17 protein-coding genes and 4 pseudogenes are annotated in these 14,925 nt (G+C 69.4%); 9 read left to right on the top strand and 12 right to left on the bottom strand.

All coding sequences use genetic code 11. From position 1 onward, the window contains the following. The first annotated feature begins 74 nt into the window (after positions 1-74). The 3 genes and pseudogenes from HEP81_RS00670 to HEP81_RS00660 all read left to right on the top strand — a co-directional run bounded on the left by HEP81_RS00670 (position 75) and on the right by HEP81_RS00660 (position 2,995). On the top strand, positions 75-851 hold the full coding sequence (locus HEP81_RS00670) for an ISAs1 family transposase (protein ID WP_243279244.1): 777 nt from the start codon (positions 75-77) through the stop codon (positions 849-851). A gap of 76 nt (positions 852-927) precedes the next feature. Beyond that, positions 928-1,621, top strand: a pseudogene (locus HEP81_RS00665) (glycoside hydrolase family 15 protein); the annotation flags it as partial. 273 nt (positions 1,622-1,894) lie between these two features. Then, positions 1,895-2,995 carry a phosphatidylinositol-specific phospholipase C domain-containing protein gene (locus HEP81_RS00660; RefSeq protein ID WP_243279243.1) on the top strand — a complete coding sequence of 367 codons (1,101 nt, stop codon included), beginning with the start codon at positions 1,895-1,897 and terminating at the stop codon, positions 2,993-2,995. A 229-nt stretch (positions 2,996-3,224) separates the two neighbouring features. On the opposite strand, the gene HEP81_RS00655 is transcribed toward HEP81_RS00660, so the two are convergent. Then, entirely contained in the window at positions 3,225-3,941 is a 717-nt protein-coding gene (locus tag HEP81_RS00655) for an SDR family oxidoreductase (RefSeq protein ID WP_037662903.1), read from the bottom strand. Positions 3,942-4,012: 71 nt separating this feature from the next. Here HEP81_RS00655 and HEP81_RS00650 point away from each other — a divergent pair, with 71 nt between their 5' ends. The 3 genes and pseudogenes from HEP81_RS00650 to HEP81_RS00645 form a co-directional block, all read left to right on the top strand. Beyond that, positions 4,013-4,828, top strand: a complete 816-nt coding sequence (locus tag HEP81_RS00650) for a helix-turn-helix transcriptional regulator (RefSeq protein ID WP_037662904.1) — start codon at positions 4,013-4,015, stop codon at positions 4,826-4,828. 80 nt (positions 4,829-4,908) lie between these two features. Beyond that, positions 4,909-5,091 (top strand): annotated as a pseudogene (locus HEP81_RS41030) (IS701 family transposase); the annotation flags it as partial. A gap of 71 nt (positions 5,092-5,162) precedes the next feature. After that, positions 5,163-5,381 (top strand): annotated as a pseudogene (locus HEP81_RS00645) (transposase); the annotation flags it as partial. A gap of 445 nt (positions 5,382-5,826) precedes the next feature. Here HEP81_RS00645 and HEP81_RS00640 read toward each other — a convergent pair. The 3 genes and pseudogenes from HEP81_RS00640 to HEP81_RS00630 form a co-directional block, all read right to left on the bottom strand. Then, positions 5,827-6,258: pseudogene (locus tag HEP81_RS00640) on the bottom strand (helix-turn-helix domain-containing protein); the annotation flags it as partial. Further along, positions 6,255-7,433: a Cmx/CmrA family chloramphenicol efflux MFS transporter gene (locus tag HEP81_RS00635; protein ID WP_037664577.1), complete on the bottom strand. Its 1,179-nt coding sequence runs from the start codon at positions 7,431-7,433 to the stop codon at positions 6,255-6,257. The gene HEP81_RS00635 and the pseudogene HEP81_RS00640, both read right to left, overlap by 4 nt. Before the next feature lie 122 nt (positions 7,434-7,555). Beyond that, positions 7,556-7,984 carry an ATP-binding protein gene (locus HEP81_RS00630; protein WP_037664574.1) on the bottom strand — a complete coding sequence of 143 codons (429 nt, stop codon included), beginning with the start codon at positions 7,982-7,984 and terminating at the stop codon, positions 7,556-7,558. A gap of 122 nt (positions 7,985-8,106) precedes the next feature. On the opposite strand from HEP81_RS00630, the gene HEP81_RS00625 reads away from it, so the two are divergent. Continuing rightward, entirely contained in the window at positions 8,107-8,589 is a 483-nt protein-coding gene (locus HEP81_RS00625; RefSeq protein ID WP_037664571.1) for a hypothetical protein, read from the top strand. Here HEP81_RS00625 and HEP81_RS00620 read toward each other — a convergent pair. The 3 genes from HEP81_RS00620 to HEP81_RS00610 all read right to left on the bottom strand — a co-directional run bounded on the left by HEP81_RS00620 (position 8,555) and on the right by HEP81_RS00610 (position 9,656). Then, positions 8,555-8,752, bottom strand: coding sequence for a transposase (locus HEP81_RS00620; RefSeq protein WP_078967834.1), 198 nt, complete (start codon positions 8,750-8,752; stop codon positions 8,555-8,557). The genes HEP81_RS00625 and HEP81_RS00620 overlap by 35 nt on opposite strands. A 3-nt stretch (positions 8,753-8,755) precedes the next feature. Next, complete coding sequence (locus HEP81_RS00615) at positions 8,756-8,905, bottom strand: hypothetical protein (RefSeq protein ID WP_157854708.1); 150 nt, start codon at positions 8,903-8,905, stop codon at positions 8,756-8,758. Positions 8,906-9,485: 580 nt separating this feature from the next. Continuing rightward, complete coding sequence (locus HEP81_RS00610; protein ID WP_037664568.1) at positions 9,486-9,656, bottom strand: hypothetical protein; 171 nt, start codon at positions 9,654-9,656, stop codon at positions 9,486-9,488. A 136-nt stretch (positions 9,657-9,792) separates the two neighbouring features. On the opposite strand from HEP81_RS00610, the gene HEP81_RS00605 reads away from it, so the two are divergent. Both HEP81_RS00605 and HEP81_RS00600 read left to right on the top strand, forming a co-directional pair. Further along, the gene (locus tag HEP81_RS00605) at positions 9,793-9,966 is read left to right on the top strand and encodes a CsbD family protein (RefSeq protein WP_078967832.1); all 174 of its coding nucleotides are present in this window, start codon (positions 9,793-9,795) and stop codon (positions 9,964-9,966) included. A gap of 305 nt (positions 9,967-10,271) precedes the next feature. Continuing rightward, a complete protein-coding gene (locus HEP81_RS00600) occupies positions 10,272-10,475 on the top strand; it encodes a cold-shock protein (RefSeq protein ID WP_037664566.1) in 204 nt (67 codons plus the stop codon). 250 nt (positions 10,476-10,725) lie between these two features. On the opposite strand, the gene HEP81_RS00595 is transcribed toward HEP81_RS00600, so the two are convergent. From HEP81_RS00595 to HEP81_RS42515, 5 genes are all read right to left on the bottom strand, one after another. Continuing rightward, on the bottom strand, positions 10,726-11,835 hold the full coding sequence (locus HEP81_RS00595) for an IS630 family transposase (protein ID WP_190275930.1): 1,110 nt from the start codon (positions 11,833-11,835) through the stop codon (positions 10,726-10,728). Positions 11,836-11,968: 133 nt separating this feature from the next. Next, entirely contained in the window at positions 11,969-12,838 is an 870-nt protein-coding gene (locus HEP81_RS00590) for a trypsin-like serine peptidase (RefSeq protein ID WP_037663894.1), read from the bottom strand. Positions 12,839-13,289: 451 nt separating this feature from the next. Then, complete coding sequence (locus tag HEP81_RS42070; RefSeq protein WP_259431764.1) at positions 13,290-13,730, bottom strand: CPCC family cysteine-rich protein; 441 nt, start codon at positions 13,728-13,730, stop codon at positions 13,290-13,292. A gap of 184 nt (positions 13,731-13,914) precedes the next feature. Beyond that, positions 13,915-14,505: a GerMN domain-containing protein gene (locus HEP81_RS00580; RefSeq protein WP_037663893.1), complete on the bottom strand. Its 591-nt coding sequence runs from the start codon at positions 14,503-14,505 to the stop codon at positions 13,915-13,917. Next, positions 14,502-14,918 carry a sensor histidine kinase gene (locus tag HEP81_RS42515; RefSeq protein WP_421673920.1) on the bottom strand — a complete coding sequence of 139 codons (417 nt, stop codon included), beginning with the start codon at positions 14,916-14,918 and terminating at the stop codon, positions 14,502-14,504. Before HEP81_RS42515 ends, HEP81_RS00580 begins: the two co-directional genes overlap by 4 nt. Positions 14,919-14,925: the final 7 nt, after the last annotated feature.

The raw sequence follows: 14,925 nt of genomic DNA, 5'->3' as shown, positions 1-14,925 counted from the left end.
ACCCCCGTGATCGGCCAGGGCCGGAGGCTGAACCGGCCTGTCCCCGCGCCCGCGGGGTGGTCCGGTCCGGCATCATGCCGCCGCCCGCGCAGCCCCGGCCCGCCCCGGACTGCGGGCGATCGCTGTCGACGGCAAGCCCTGCGCGGCTCGCGCACCCACGTCACCGGGGAGATCACCCTGCTCGCCGCGGTGGACCACACCGGTCATGTCCTGGCCCCGCGCCAGGTCGCCGACAAAGCAACGAGTTCCCCGCCTTCCGGCCCCCGCTCGACAGCGTCGACCTGACCAGCACGGTCATCACCGCCGACGCCCTGCACACCCAGCACGCCCACGGCACCTACCTCCGCGAGCGCGGTGCCCACTACATCGCCCAGGTCGATGCCGACCATCCCGGCCCCTTCGACCTCGTCCGCCGTCTGCCCTGGCGCGAGATCACGCTCGACCACCGCGACCGCACCCGGGGCCATCACCGCCTGGAGATCCGACGGCTGAAGACCACCGCCTTCGCTCACCTCCACTTTCCCGACGCACGTCAGGCCCTCCAAGTCGTTCGCTGGGGGAAGGACTTCACGAGCGGCAAGCTCACCATCGAGCGCGCCTACCTGATCACCAGCCTGCCGCCCGGCGCGGTCACCGGCGCCCAGCTCGCCGACTGGATCAGCGGGCACTGGAAGATCGGAAACCTTCCGCACCACGTCCGCGACCGGACGTTCCGCGAGGACGACTCCAAGATCCATGCCGACCATCTCCCGCGCATCATGGCCGGCCTGCGCAACCTCGCCATCGGCGTCCACCGTCAAGACGGCCACACCAACATCGCCGCCGCCCTACGTCACACAGCCCACGACTGACGAAGGCCCCTGGCCGCCCTCGGCCTCACCGGATGAAACCCGGACGGCCTCGATCAGGCAATAGCCCCTGGCTGGACACCAGAGCGGTGTCGCCCACTGCGCCGCCACCGCGGTCCTGCACCAGCGGCTCGTCGAGCGCCTGGCGCGGCGCTGGCAGGAGCCCGACGAGGGCATCTGGGAGATCCGCGGGGCCCGGCGGCACTTCGTCCACTCCAAGGTGATGGCCTGGGTGGCGATCGACCGCACCATCCGCCTGGCCGAAGCCGGCGCGCTCGACATGGACGTGGCCCCTCTGGTCGAACTGAGGGCGCCGATCCACCGGGAGGTTTGTGACAAGGGCTTCGCCCCGGTGCGCAACACCTTCACACGGGCCTATGGCTCGAAGGAACTGGACGCTGCCACGCTGCTCGTCCCGCGCACCGGCTTCCCACCGCCCGACGAGCCGCGCGTCCTCCGCACGGTGGACGCCGTACGTCGTGAGCTCTCCACGGACGACGGGATCGTGTACCGCTACCGGGCCTGCGGTGAGGCCGCCGGGGTGGACGACTTGACCGGCGACGAGGGCACTTTCTTCCTGTGCCCTCTGGCTCGTCGATGGCCTCGCCCTGACCGGCCGCCTCGACGAGGCCCGCGCCTTGTTCGAGCGCCTCCTCGCTCTGCGCAACGACCTCGCGCTCCTGGCGGAGGAGTACGACCCCGTCCAGCAGCGCCGGCTCGGCAACTTCCCGCAGGCGTTCAGCCACATGGGCCTGATCCAGAGCGCCCTGCTCCGCCGCAGCCCTGACCCCGCCGGCACGCTTGGCCACCCACCCCCTGACGAGGGTTTCGATTCCAGCAACTCGCCTCCACGCAAGCCGGAGCACATCAGAGCCTCCACCAGACCCGGAGCGCTTCATTCACATGAACCCCCGTCCCGCGTAGTGGAGTTCGGCTCGAAGTGGAGCTGTCAGGAGGATTCCAAGTCGTGTTACGTGTCATGCCTCCGTCGATTCACACGTGGCCGTCACCGTCCTTGACGGAGAGCCACACCCACAGGAGGGCACGTGACCGGACCGTTCACCCGTCGAGCTCTGTTCCGACCACACGCCGTCGTGCGCGCCGCGCTGCTCGGGGCACTCACCGCGTGCCTGGCGCTTACCATGGCCGGCCCGGGGGGCGTCACCGCCTCCGCCGCCGGTACGGACGCGCTACCATTGTCCGGCGCCACGACGTCAGGCCTGCACAACAGCTACGACCCCGGCGCCTTCACGTATCTAGCCCAGGCTCTCGACACAGGCACCTCGATGATCGAACTCGATGTCTGGGACGACTTCTTCACCCAGGAGTGGAAGGTGAGCCACTCCAATCCGACGGGCAACGCGAACAACTGCGTCAACGCGTCCTCGGCCTCCCAGCTCTACACCGGCGGGGCGAACAAGGACCTGGAGAGCTGCCTGGACGACGTCCGGCTGTGGCTCGGGGCGCACCCCGGGCACGGCCCGCTGTACATCAAGCTGGAGATCAAGGCGGGCTTCCAGGCCACGTTCGGCATGAGCCCGGCCAAGCTCGACCAGTCCATCAGCGCGCACCTCGGCGGGCTGGTGTTCAAGCCGTCCGACCTGCTCGACAAGCCAGGCGGCGGGCAGTATGCCACGCTCGACGAGGCCGCTCGCGCCGGCAACTGGCCCACTCGGCAGCAACTGGCCGGCAAGGTCATCCTCGAGGTCATTCCCGGCACGGTCGAGGAGAGCAACCCGACCGACTCTCTGTGGACCGACCAGGAGTACGCGGGCTACCTGCGCGACCTGCACACCCAGGGCAGGACGTCACAGGCGAACGTCTTCCCTTCGGTGCACAATGCCCAGGCAGGCGATCCCCGTTCGCGCTACTCCGACACGTCGCTGCGCCCTTGGTTCGTGGTTTTCGACGGCGACGCGGCCACATACCTCAACGGCAGCATCGACACCGGATGGTACGACACCCACCACTATCTGCTGTTCATGACCGACGCGCAGAACGTGCCGCCGGCGCTGGACGACGTCAACCCCTCAACGGCCGACGCGCAGGCCCGGGTAACCCAACTGGCCAAAGCACACGCCACGGTGGCGTCCAATGACTGGAAGGCCCTGCCGGACGTCCAGTCGACGGTCGTCCCGCGCGGCTGACGGGCGCCAGAGGCCCACCAGCTCGCCGGGCACCCGCGGTCAGACGAGAACGCCGACTGCGGGCACCGGAATACGGCGAGGGACGTTACGCGCCGCCTCGGGCCCGGCATCCACGCAGGGCGCAAAGGGCGGGAGCGACCGCCTGGCAGCGCGGGATCGAGGCGTCTGGTCCGGCAGGTATGGACCACGCACTTCTGGGACACCCGTTCTCGGCGCCGCCCATGGCTGATCACCAGGGCACGGGCGTTCCGTCCCAGGAGAAGAAGCCGCCGGTGGGGCCGTCATCCGGCAGCAGGGCCAGGCGGAGGGCACCGTGGGCGGCCTCCGCCGGGTCGCCGCCGGTATCGGCGGCCCGGGGGTTGAGATCGGTGGCCCGCAGGCCGGGGGCGAGCGCGTTGACTTTGAAGCCGTCCTCGGCCAGCGTCTGGGCGTAGAAGACGGTGAGGGCGTTGAGGGCGGCCTTGGACGACCGGTAGGCAGCGCCGCCGCCGCTTCCCGGGGTGAACTGGGGGTTGGGGGTGGTGCTCCAGGTCAGCGACGCCGTGCCACTGGAGATGTTGACTATGCGCGGGCGCGGGGACCGGCGCAGGACGGGCAGGAAGGCATTGGTCACCGCCACTACCCCGAACACATTGGTCTCGTATGTGCGCCGGTACTCCTCGACGCCGGTGTCGGCCGGCGGGGCGAGTGACGGCGAGATGCCGGCGTTGTTGACCAGTACGTCCAGGCGGTCCATCTGAGCCGCGGCCCGCGCGATGCCGTCGGGATCGGTCACGTCGAGGACCAGCAGACGGGCCCCGGCTCCGATCTCCTCGACGGCCCGCTGCCCGCGCCCGGGGTCACGGGAGCCCACGTACACGGTGAGGCCCTCGGCGGCGAGCAGCCGGGCGATATGCTTGCCAATGCCCTTGTTGGCACCGGTGACCAGAGCTGTGCGTTCGTTCATGGCAACCACACTTCCCTGGTCGTGAGCGCCCTGCCAGGGACAGCCTGTACCAGGCAGTGGAAGGAGGCGACATGGCACGGCAGGAGCTGGCCCACTACCTACGGGACCGCCGGGCGGCCCTGCGTCCGCACGAGATCGGCCTGGCAGCGACGGGCACCGACCGCCGCACACCGGGTCTGCGCCGCGAAGAGGTGGCGGAGCTCGCCCACATGTCGGTCGACTACTACACGCGGCTGGAGCAGGCCCGGGGGCCGCGGCCATCGGCCCGGATCCTGGACGCGCTGGCCCGCGCGCTGCGGCTCACGCCGGCCGAGCGCAGCCATCTGTTCCGCCTGGCGGGTTCGAGCGCGCCGCCCGGCATCACCGCCGTGCGGCGGGTGCGCCCGCACGTGGCCCGGATGCTGGAGCGGCTGCCGGAGACCGGTGCCATCGTCACTGACGCGGCGTACGACGTTGTCGCCTGGAACCCCCTGGCCCGGGCACTGCTCGGCGCCGACCTTGGGTGCGGGACGACGAACCTGGCCCGACGCCGCTTCCTGGGCCAGGGGCGGATGTACGGGAGCTCCAGCGCCGAGGAATTCGGGCACATCGTGGTGGCGCGGCTGCGCCGGGCCGCGGACCGCTACCCGCATGACCCGCGGTTGGCCGCGCTGTTGGCCGAACTGCGCGCCGGCAGTGAGGAGTTCCGGCAGATCTGGGAGGCGCGTCCGGTCCACGCTCCCGGGCATCGCACCAAGACCCTGGACCATCCGGAGGCCGGTGCGCTGCGGTTGAACTGCGACGTCCTGCTCGTGCCCGAGGATGACCAGGAAGTCGTCCTGATGACGGCCGACCCCGGATCACCTGCCGTGCGGGCCTTGCGCAGGCTGGCCACGCAGGCGACCTGAAACGAAGGATCCGCGCAGGTCTCGCCAACGGCCACAGAGCGTCGCAACTCAGTATTCACGCGGGCCTGTTCCCACCTTGCGGCGTCCTGCTCGTCCAGACGCTCCTCGTCGAATGGCCGGACGGCCAGGACACTCCGACGGACTACTGGATATCGAACCTGCTCGCCACGACACCGGTCGCCGACCTGGTGCGGTGGGCGAAGATGCGCTGGCGGATCCAGCACGGTCGCCGCGAACTCAAGCATGCCCTGAGCCTGGACCATTAGGCACTGTCCGGCGGATCATGTGACTTTCCGACCGGGTTGCTCGTCGGGCGGGGCATGAGCCGGGGGATCTGACGAATCGCGAGTGGTCGCTGCTCGAGCCGCATCTGCCGTCCGGGGGTGGTCGGGAAAGCTGGTGAAGCGGCCATCGCAGGGTGATCAAGGGGATTCTGTTCCCGGTTCGGACCGGTGTCCCGTGGCGTGACCTGCTGGAACGCTACGGGCCTTGGAAGACGGTCTGCGAGCGGCATCGCCGCTGGTCGGCGGGCGGCGCCTGGGACCGGGTCCTGCCGGGCTGTCGGTTGCTGGTCCGCTCGACCTCGTTGCGCCGCCGGTAGCGATCACGGTCGGACCCCGCAGGTCTGTCACCGGTGCTGCATCCTCGACTTCGATCACCGTGGTGGTGGGCAGGGAGGCGGCCATGGTGCGCAACTCGGTCCCCTCGTGGCGGTCGAAGAAGGCGCCCGGGAAGAAGGCACCGGCGAAGAAGGCGCCTACGAATAAGTCAGTTCCACGGCGGAGGTAGACCCATATGAGGGCGGTACATGCCCCCCGAGGCGGTCACGGGTCCGGGCTGGAACGGTTACGTACACCGATTTCTGGGCCGGGTGCTGGCGGGTAGAGCCGGGTGGTGGGCGCACGGGGCGGTGGACTCGGGGCTCGCTATGGGCGCGGTGGGTGGGCGGGCAGTGCCCATTTCGCCACCCGCTATCTGCACTGGCCACGAAGCGCCGAGTGGACCATGTGGCCTGGGTAGCGGGCCACGATTCGTTTCGGCGGGCGCCGGTTGACCGAGCCGTCGGGATCGAGGAACCGGCGGTGGTTTATGCCCAGACGCGCCAGCCACCGGCCCACGGTGCGTTCGCTGATCCGCACGCCGTGGCCCGCGAGTTCGAGTGCGATCCTGCGGGCGGACCGCTTGCTGTCCCGCCGCAGCTGCTCGATCCGTTCGACGACGTCGGGCGGAGTTTGGGTCGGTGAGGTGTGCGGGACGCTCAAACGGTCCTGCAGCCCGGCTTCGCCGTACTGGTCGTAGCGGCTCTTCCATTTGGACAGGCAGGCGCGGGAGACTCCAGTCTCGGCGGCGACGTGGGTGATCGGACGGGTGCGGCAGCGTTCGAGCCTTCGGCGTCCCTGGATGGTCAAGGGGGCGTTCGCATGCGTCACTGGAGCACCTCGGTGTTTCGGCCGGCCGCGATCACGGTGCGGAGGGGGAGCGCAATGAGCAGCGCGACAGCTACCATGAGCCCGCTCGACCACAGCGGCCCGAGGTTTCCGGCTCCGGTGCCGAGGGTGGTCGCGGCGATGAGGGGGCCGACGGCAGCGCCGACGTTGAGTGCCGCGGTCGCGTAGGAGCCGGCCATGGTCGGGGCTCCTGCGGCTTCGTAAAGGACCCGCGTGATCAGGGTGCTGCCCAGTGCGAACGACAGGGCTCCCTGGATGAATACGAGGGTGAGCAGGGCGACCGGCTTGGCGGCCAGCATGGCCAGGGCTGGCCAGCCGATGAGCAGCAGCGGGCCGCCGACCGCGATGACCGTGCCGGGGTGCTGGTCAGACAGTCGACCGGCGACCGTGACCCCAGCGAAGGAACCGGCACCGAAGAGCACCAGGGCGACAGAGATCCACAGTTCGCTGAGCCCGGTTGTGCCGGTCACGACAGGGGCGAGGAAAGTGAAGCCGGCGAAGGTGGCCGCGTTCACCAGCGCGCCGAGCAGCATCACCAGGAGCAACCTCCGCCGTGCCAGCTGGGCGAGTTCCGCTCGCAGGGCTGGTCCGCCAGGCGTCTGGTCTTTCGCCTGTCCCGCTGGGATGCCCTTCAGGATGCCGAGAGCTGCAGGTAGACAGAGAGCGGCGACAGCCCAGAATGTGGCCCGCCAGCCGAGCACGGTGCCGAGCACCGAGCCACCGGGGACACCGGCAATCGTGGCGGTCGTCGTGCCTGACAGCAGGACGGCCAGCGCACGGCCCTTCTTGTCGGGCGAGACCAGGGTGGTGGCAGCCGCCAGGGCGACTGCGAGGAAACCTGCGTTGGCGAGCGCGGCGACGGCCCGGGTGGCGAACAAGACCGGGAAGCTGGTGGTGATGGCGCCCATGGCGTGGGCTGCCGCGAAAGCGAGGATGAACCCGAGCAGACTGGAGCGCCTGGGCCAGCTGCGGGCGAGTGCGGCCACAAGGGGGGCGCCGACGATCATGCCGATTGCGAAGGCCGAGGTGAGCACGCCTGCTGTCCCGACGGTGACGTTGAGATCGGAGGCGATGTCCGGCAAGAGGCCGGCGAGCATGAACTCCGAGGTGCCCATGGCGAAGACGGCCACGGCGAGCAGATACAGCGGAAGAGACATCGAGTGGCTCCGGGGCGAGGAGAAGCACGACAAGGTCATCTCGTCACCGCGGCCAGCCCCTGAAGGGCGCCCTCGTCGCACGGCAGAACGCGGTGCGACGGCAGGTCTAGGAGCTCAATGGTTCAGGGGGCTGACGGCGTGACCGAAAGCCCCCACCTTGTCTGACTCAGGACTCGACATGGCCTGCACGCTACCCGACCACTGTCCGTCGAGGCACCTTGATTGCACGGGCGTTGGTCTCTGTCACCAACGTCATGTCCCGCAACACCCAGGCCCTCGCTGCCGTCGCGCCCGAGGTCGGCCTCCCGCACCTGCGAGAGCCGCTCCAGAAACGGCTCCAGCCGGTACAGGGCGTCGGCGAAGACCACCGTGTTGAAGCCTTCGGCGCCGAGCCGCTGATGCGAAGCGACCTTGGTCTGGTGCTGGAAGCGGACGGTGTCCTCGGGCACGCGCCAGTTGGCCGGCCGCGGGCCCAGGCGCTCCAGACAGAGCGGCAGCGGTGTGGCGACGATGACCGCGACGGTCGGTATGCCGTGCCGCTTGGCGGCCACGCCAGCTCCACCCGCACGCCCTGTTTTACGTTGGTGGCGTTCAGGTATAGGGGCGGTGTTTCGGCGGCAGGGACGAGGTGTCGTGTCGTCTCTTCGGTGGAGGTGCCGGGACGCCGTCGGTGATGAGGTTGCTGGAGGAGCGTGAACGCGCCGCTCGGCAGCGGGTGGAGGCTCTGCAGGCCGAGCTGCGCGAGGCGGAGGCCGTGGGGGAGCGGTTCGTGATTGCCCGCGAGACGGTGGGCGAGGTCCTGGGTGAGCCCCGCAAGGCCGGGGACACCCCGCAGGCGGTGGTGGCCGGCGAACGGCCGGTGCAGGTCACGGCCGCGGTGTCCGGTTCGGTGGTGCTGCACTGGAAGGAAGGACTCGCGCCCACGGTTCTGGCACCGGACTACCGGCGGATCACGGACATCCCGGCCGGTGGGAACGGCGCGGGCGGGGAGGCGATGGACTGCCGTCAACTCGCAGCGGCTCTCGGGCTGGAGCCGGTCCCGGCGAACGTCGAAGGAGTGCGGTCGAAGGCGAAGCGCCTGGCCGCGCGGGGCTGGCTGACGGAGGAACGGCCGGGCCTGTTCAGTGTGCCCGTCGCGCGAGCCGGCGGCTCATGACCATGCTCATCGACCGCCGGATCACCGCTTCGGAGGTGTCGGTGCGCGCCTCGTAGTCGCGGGCCAGGCGGCGTGAGTGCATCAGCCAGGCGAACGTGCGTTCCACCGGCCACCTTTGGGGGAGCACGGTGAAGCCGCTGGTGTTGTCGCTGCGTCCGGCCACGGTCTATACGACGCGCAGGACCTCGCGGGTGTAGTTGACGAGTTGTCCGGTGTAGCCGCCGTCGGCCCAGACCCGCGTGACGCGCCAGTGCCGCTCGTGCAGCCGGACCAGCAGCGTCAGGCCCCCGTCCCGGTCGGTGAGGGTGTTCACCACGAGGCGCCGCTTGCGGCCGTTGACCTTCTTCCCGCCGTCGAAACCCCTGGTCGCGGCAGGCCCCGACGCGGCTCCTCTGACCGACTCGCGTCGATGACACCGGCCGTCGGTTCCGGATCGCGGCCCGCGGCCCCGCGGACACGGTCGCGCAACCGGTCGTGGAACTCGGAGGTCAGGCCGTTGTCGCGGCAGCGCCGGAAGAAGGCGTAGACGCCGTCCCACGCGGGAAAGTCCGTGGGCATCGCCCGCCAGGCGATGCCGGGCGCTCGATGATGCCGGTGACCGCCTGCCCTGCGTGCAAGGTGACCTGGGGGCGCTGTGTGCGTCGGCGAGGAGCCTTCAGAACTCGGCGCCCGGCACCTGCTTCATGGGGTGTCCGCGTGCCGAGAGGGCCCCCGTCCTGGCCGGCCCGCCGGGGGTTCCTGGCGCGCGTGTCCGCCCCACCCCCTATTGCTACGTGTCTACCCCGGTTCCTGTCTCGGACGCATTCGCCGGGTGTGGTTCGGGCCCCGCAGACATGTCTGTAGGGCCCGGCCGTTGAACCGGCCGGGCCCTACAGACAGACGTGTTCGACCTCAGGTCACCATCGATACCAGCGGCCACGGCCACCGCCGGAATTCGTGGAACGCACCACGAACCCGAGCAGCCATACCACCAGGACGATCAGAGCCACCCACCAGAGAATCTTGAGGGCGAAACCGGCGCCGAAAAGAATGAGCGCGAGAAGCAGTACCAGCAAAAGGGGAACCATAGTTATCAACCTCCTGAGCGCCGTATGCCCTCCACCTGGGAGGGCACTCCTCGGCTGCGCCTCTGTTTACCGGGACTGCGCCGGGGCACGAGTTGGTCACCGCAAGCGAACGAACACTTCGAGGAGGCTGTCTTTCATGAGTGCCGGCGAGAAGGCCAAGGCGAAGACCGAGCAGGCCAAGGGCAAGGCCAAGGAAGCCGCGGGCAGCGCCCTCGGCAACGACCGGATGGCCGCCGAGGGCCAGGCGGAGAAGAGCACGGGCGACGCCCGCGAGGCCAAGGAGAAGACGAAGGACGCCTTCAAGCACTGACGTCCCTCCTCCGTTTCAGTCCTCTCGAATGCAGGGCCTTCCGGCTGACGGAAGGCCCTGCATTGTTTGGCCAGGCACCGGGCCACCGCCCAAACCCGGTCATCGGGGCAAGGGAGCGGCGGCCGTCGCGGGCGCCACCGGTCCGCTGGCACGAACAGCCCCCGTGCCCCATGACTACGGCTGAGTTTCAACTGGATGAGTAAAGGAACACGGGGTAGAACAGTTGTTGGCTGGTGCAGTTGCGCGAGCCGGAGCATGCCCGGTCGAAGGGCTGTTCCCAGGTATGACATGAAGGATCGACCAGTATGGCCAGCGGTACCGTGAAGTGGTTCAACGCCGAAAAGGGTTTCGGCTTCATCGAGCAGGACGGCGGAGGCCCGGACGTCTTCGCGCACTACTCCGAGATTCAGGGCGGCGGCTATCGCGAGCTGACCGAGGGCGAGCACGTCACCTTCGAGATCGGCCAGGGGCAGAAGGGCCCGCAGGCGCAGAACATCGTTCGCGGCTGAGCAGCCGGAAGGCAGCAATGGTGAGTCGGCTGGCCCCGGCCCGGGGCCAGCCGACTCACCCATGCGTGCCACACCCGAGATAGCACCCGCCACCCGGGTAGGCTCGCTGCCCGGTTCCCACTGCGGCCCGTCTCCACCTTCACCGGCTGGGCTTGCTGGGGCTGGACGTCGTCGGCCGTCATGGCGGTCTTCGGTGGCGGCGGGCGGCGCGTGCTCGCCGAGCAGCCGCTCCAGCGCCGTCAGACAGGCCCTAGTGTCCTGAGTCTTTGATCCGTCGGCAGTAGCTGGCGAGGGATTCGAGGATTTGATCGGCGGTCTTGGTCCAGACGTATGGGCGAGGGTTGTCGTTCCAGTCGGCGACCCAGGCCCGGATGTCTCGTTCGAGGGCCTGGACGGAGCGGTGGACGCCGCGGCGGAGCTTCTTGCTGGTCAGCTCGGCGAACCACCGCTCGACCAGGTTCAGCCAGGACGAGCCGGTGGGTGTGAAATGCAGCTGGAAACGGGGATGGGCCAGCAGCCACTTCTTGATCGTCTCGGTCTTGTGAGTGGCGTAGTTGTCCAGGACGAGGTGCACCTCCAGGCCGGTCGGGATCTCGCGCTCCAGCTTGGCCAGGAACTTCTTGAACTCGGCAGTGCGGTGGCGGCGATGCAGTGAGCCGATGACTTTGCCGGTGGCCGTGTTCAGAGCGGCGAACAGCGTCGTGGTGCCCGCGCGCACGTAATCGTGGCTGGCCCGTTGCGGGACACCGGGCATCATCGGCAGCACAGGCTGAGAGCGGTCCAGTGCCTGGATCTGGGACTTCTCGTCGACGCAGAGCACCAGTGCCCTTTCGGGCGGGTCGAGGTAGAGCCCGACCACGTCGTGGACCTTGTCGACGAAGAATGGATCGGTGGACAGCTTGAATGACTCGGCCCGGTGGGACTGAAGGCCGAAGGCCCGCCAGACCCGGGAGACGGTGGACTGGGACAGGCCGACCCGCTCGGCCATCGAGCGTGTCGACCAGTGCGTGGCGTTCTTCGGCTTCGTCTCCAGCGTCATCCGGACCAGCTCGGCGACTTGCTCATCGGTGACCGTCCGCTCCCGGCCCGGGCGGGGCGCGTCACCCAGGCCGTCCAGCCGGTCTCTGAGGAAACGGCCCCGCCACTTGGATACCGTCTCCGTGGTCACCCCGGCGGCAGCGGCCACCGAACTGGCCGACCGGGGCAGTCCATCAGGCTCCATTTCGGCGCACGCCAGCACGATTCGGGCCCTCAACGCCAGAGCCTGCGGCGTCGATTGCCCCCGCACCAACCCACCGAGCACCCGCCGCTCGTGATCCGACAACACCAACTCGGCCAGTCTCGGCCCAGGACGTCCCATGTCCTGACCAACGATGGATCAAGGACTCAGGACACTAGCGCAGCCCATGAGCGCCGGCCTCAGCGAGGAAGCCCGCCGGAAGCGCCACCGGAGTACGGCCCTTCGCCGTGAGCCGGGTGCGGATGAACTGGGCTCAGTCCTCGTCCTGGGCTCGTCGGTAGAGCTTGGCGATGTCGTCGTCGAAGTACGCGGCGTAGGACACGTCGTTCTGGTCGCCGCCGCCCTCGTGGCCGCCCAGGACGCCGATGACCGTGCCGGTGTGGCTCTTGGGGTCGTAGTCGGCGAGCCAGGGGCTGCCGCTGGTCCCATCCTCGAGATCGGTGCACTGGATGCGCAGCTGGGTGTCGCTGAACTTCGTGGTGTGGTTCTGGCATGAGATCGGGGTGTCACGGCTGGCGGGGTAGCCGGTGATCTTGACCTTGTTGTCGAAGCCGCGGTTTATGCCGAGGGTGTTGCCGCCCAGGGCGTCCTGGATGTTCTTGCCCTCCTTTTGGTCGAGGACGAGGAAGGCGACGTCGAGGTCCTCGTCCTGCGACTTGGCCCAGCGCTCGTCGACGACCACCTTGCTGACCTTCCACAGGCCGGTGGGTTCGTCGCCGTTGCGATAGCCGGGGGCGAAGACCAGGTCGTTCAGTGGCTGTCCGGAGTCGGCGTCGAAGGCGCAGTGGGCCGCAGTGATCAGCATGTTCCGGCCCGGACTCTGCACCACGCTCGCCGTGCAGAAGTGGGCGCCCTGGTCGTCCTTTTCGAAGACCGCGCCGATCCGAGCGTTCTGCTCGGTCCTGCGGGGGGTGTACGCGGTGCCGTCCTTGGCCGGGGCCGTCGCGGAGAGGGCCTGGTCCTGGTCCTGCGGGGACTGACCCCGCTCGCCGGACTTGCCGAAACCGCTGCGCCCACTGCTTCTGGCCGTATGAGTTTCCCACGCGGCGTCGCCCGCCACTGCGGCTGTCCCGATGATGACCAGCGTCAGGGGCAGGACGGCATTCCTGGTTAGCGAGCGCACAAGGTCATTATCGACGGGGGTCGGGAGTCCGGGAGGTGCTCCAGGGGGAGGTTCCCGTCACATCCCACCGTCCCGAAGGCACCGGCCTGCCGTCCGGTTGCCGACGGCCGGACGACCCGACAACGCAAGGCGGTCACGTGGGCACTCGCGGGCTGCCAGGACTTCGTGTCGGCCCAGGAGTTGCACCGACGGAGGAGAGGAACGGCCGTGCCACTGGGATCGCGGTCCGGGCCTCCGGGGCCCAGTCCGTCCCTGCGCGAGCCGCAACGGGGATCGCCCACCTCCTCGAAGACCTCGATGGCGGTCAGCTGACCGAAGCCGCCGAGGGAGGGCAGGCCGTTGATGACGGCGGATATGGCGTCGGCGCCTATCTAGATCAGCTCCGCGCGGGCGTCGTAGGACTCGTCGGCCTTGCCGTCGAGCTGCTGGACGAGTGTTTCGATGCGGGAGGTCATGACGCGGAGTGGTCCCGGCGCCAGAAGGTGGGCAGCCACCAGCAGAGCACCAAGCGGTCGTCGGGCCACGGGGCGCGCTCCTCAGCCGACCAGTCCTCGAAGGAATCCCGTGCCAGATCGATGGGGCGCCATGCGGGGTCGAGGGGCTCGTCGTCGGCCGGAGGGCGGACGTACCGTCGGCCATGTTCGTCGCAGGCGCCGAAGTCCTGGTAGTTCCGCTGGGCCTCGACCAGGGAGACCTTGTTCGCGCCGCCGCTCATGGCGGGCCAGCGGAACTGGACCCCGTCGTCCTCCCAGAAGCAGACGGGGCAGCAGACCCCGCCGGTGTGCCAGGGATTTCGCCGCCTCGGAGCCCCCGGCCAGTCCGCAGGACACCCGTAAACGGCCGCCGGAAGCCAGAGTGCTCCGCCGCAGGTCAGGATCAGACTGCAGGACATTCCCGTTCAATGTGTAGTGGCAACGTATCGCGTATCGACGCGTCGCCGATCTCGCGGACATGCGGGATCAAAAGGCCCCCCTTCGGGTCCTTTTCCTTTTCCCGTGTCTGGACGGCTGATCCCTCGTACGCAGTTCAGCTCTTCTGCGGCGGCGACGGCGCAGCCGCCGCCCGGCCGGGTGCTCCTACGGCAGGGCCGAGTCCGGGCACGAGTCGGTGGGCCGGGTCAGCGCCCAGCCGGTTCCGCGGACGTGGACGGTCAGGGAGGTGAGGGGGTGCCGGGTGGGGACGGCGGAGGCCGCGAGGCGTTCGGCGCCGGTCGGGTCCGTGGGCTGCAGGGCGGGCGGCTGGGGTACGCCGGCGACCGTGCACACCAGTTGCATCAGGGCGGCCTGACTCAGGGCAGGGGCGCGCGCGGGGAGCCGGACGGAGATGGTGTCGTCGTCGACGGTCGTCACGTCCGGCGCGGCGGTCAGCCGGGGCAGTTCCGTGGTGATCGCCGGGGCCTCGCTCGTGGACGGTCCGTCGAACAGCGCGCGCACGGCGCCTTCGTAGTCCCCGGGGCCGTCGATCCCGCGCGGGTACGGCTTCGGTTCGCCGTCGTGCAGGAAGTAGACGGGGGTCATGGTGGGCGGCGGTGACTGGTGATCGGGAGCGGCCATGCCGCTTGCCGGCTGACCCGCCTCGATGACACCTGACCGGGGGACTCCGCAGGCCGCCGTCAGGAGCGCCGCGGCGAATCCGGCCAGCAGCGCGGGTACGCGTGAGCCCTTCACCGGGGTCCCCCGGCGGCTTCGTCGTCGGTGTCCGGGGAGTCGCGCCGCAGCGGGAGTTCGACCGTGAACTCCGCGCCGCCGCCGGGCAGGTTCGCCGCGCTGATGCGTCCCTGGTGCAGACGGACGTTCTCCGCCGTGATGGCCAGTCCCAGTCCGCTGCTCTCGCTCCTGGTCCGCGAGGCGCCCGCCTTGTAGAAGCGTTCGAAGATGTGCGGCATCGCTTCCTCCGTGATCCCCGGCCCGTTGTCGCTCACCTTGACGACCGCCCACGCCCCGTCCGCTCGCTCCTCCCGCTCCATGGTCAGCCGCACCGGCGCTGCCCCGTGCCGCAGCGCGTTGCCGACCAGATTGGCCATCACCACGTCGAACCGGCGTGGGTCCACACGCGTCCGGAGCACGCCCGGTCCGGGCACGTGTGTC

Origin of the sequence: Streptomyces griseofuscus, from assembly GCF_014673495.1 — a bacterium.
Classification (GTDB): domain Bacteria; phylum Actinomycetota; class Actinomycetes; order Streptomycetales; family Streptomycetaceae; genus Streptomyces; species Streptomyces murinus.
Note: the sequence above shows the minus strand (reverse complement) of the source record. Positions and strands in the feature narration are given on the sequence as shown.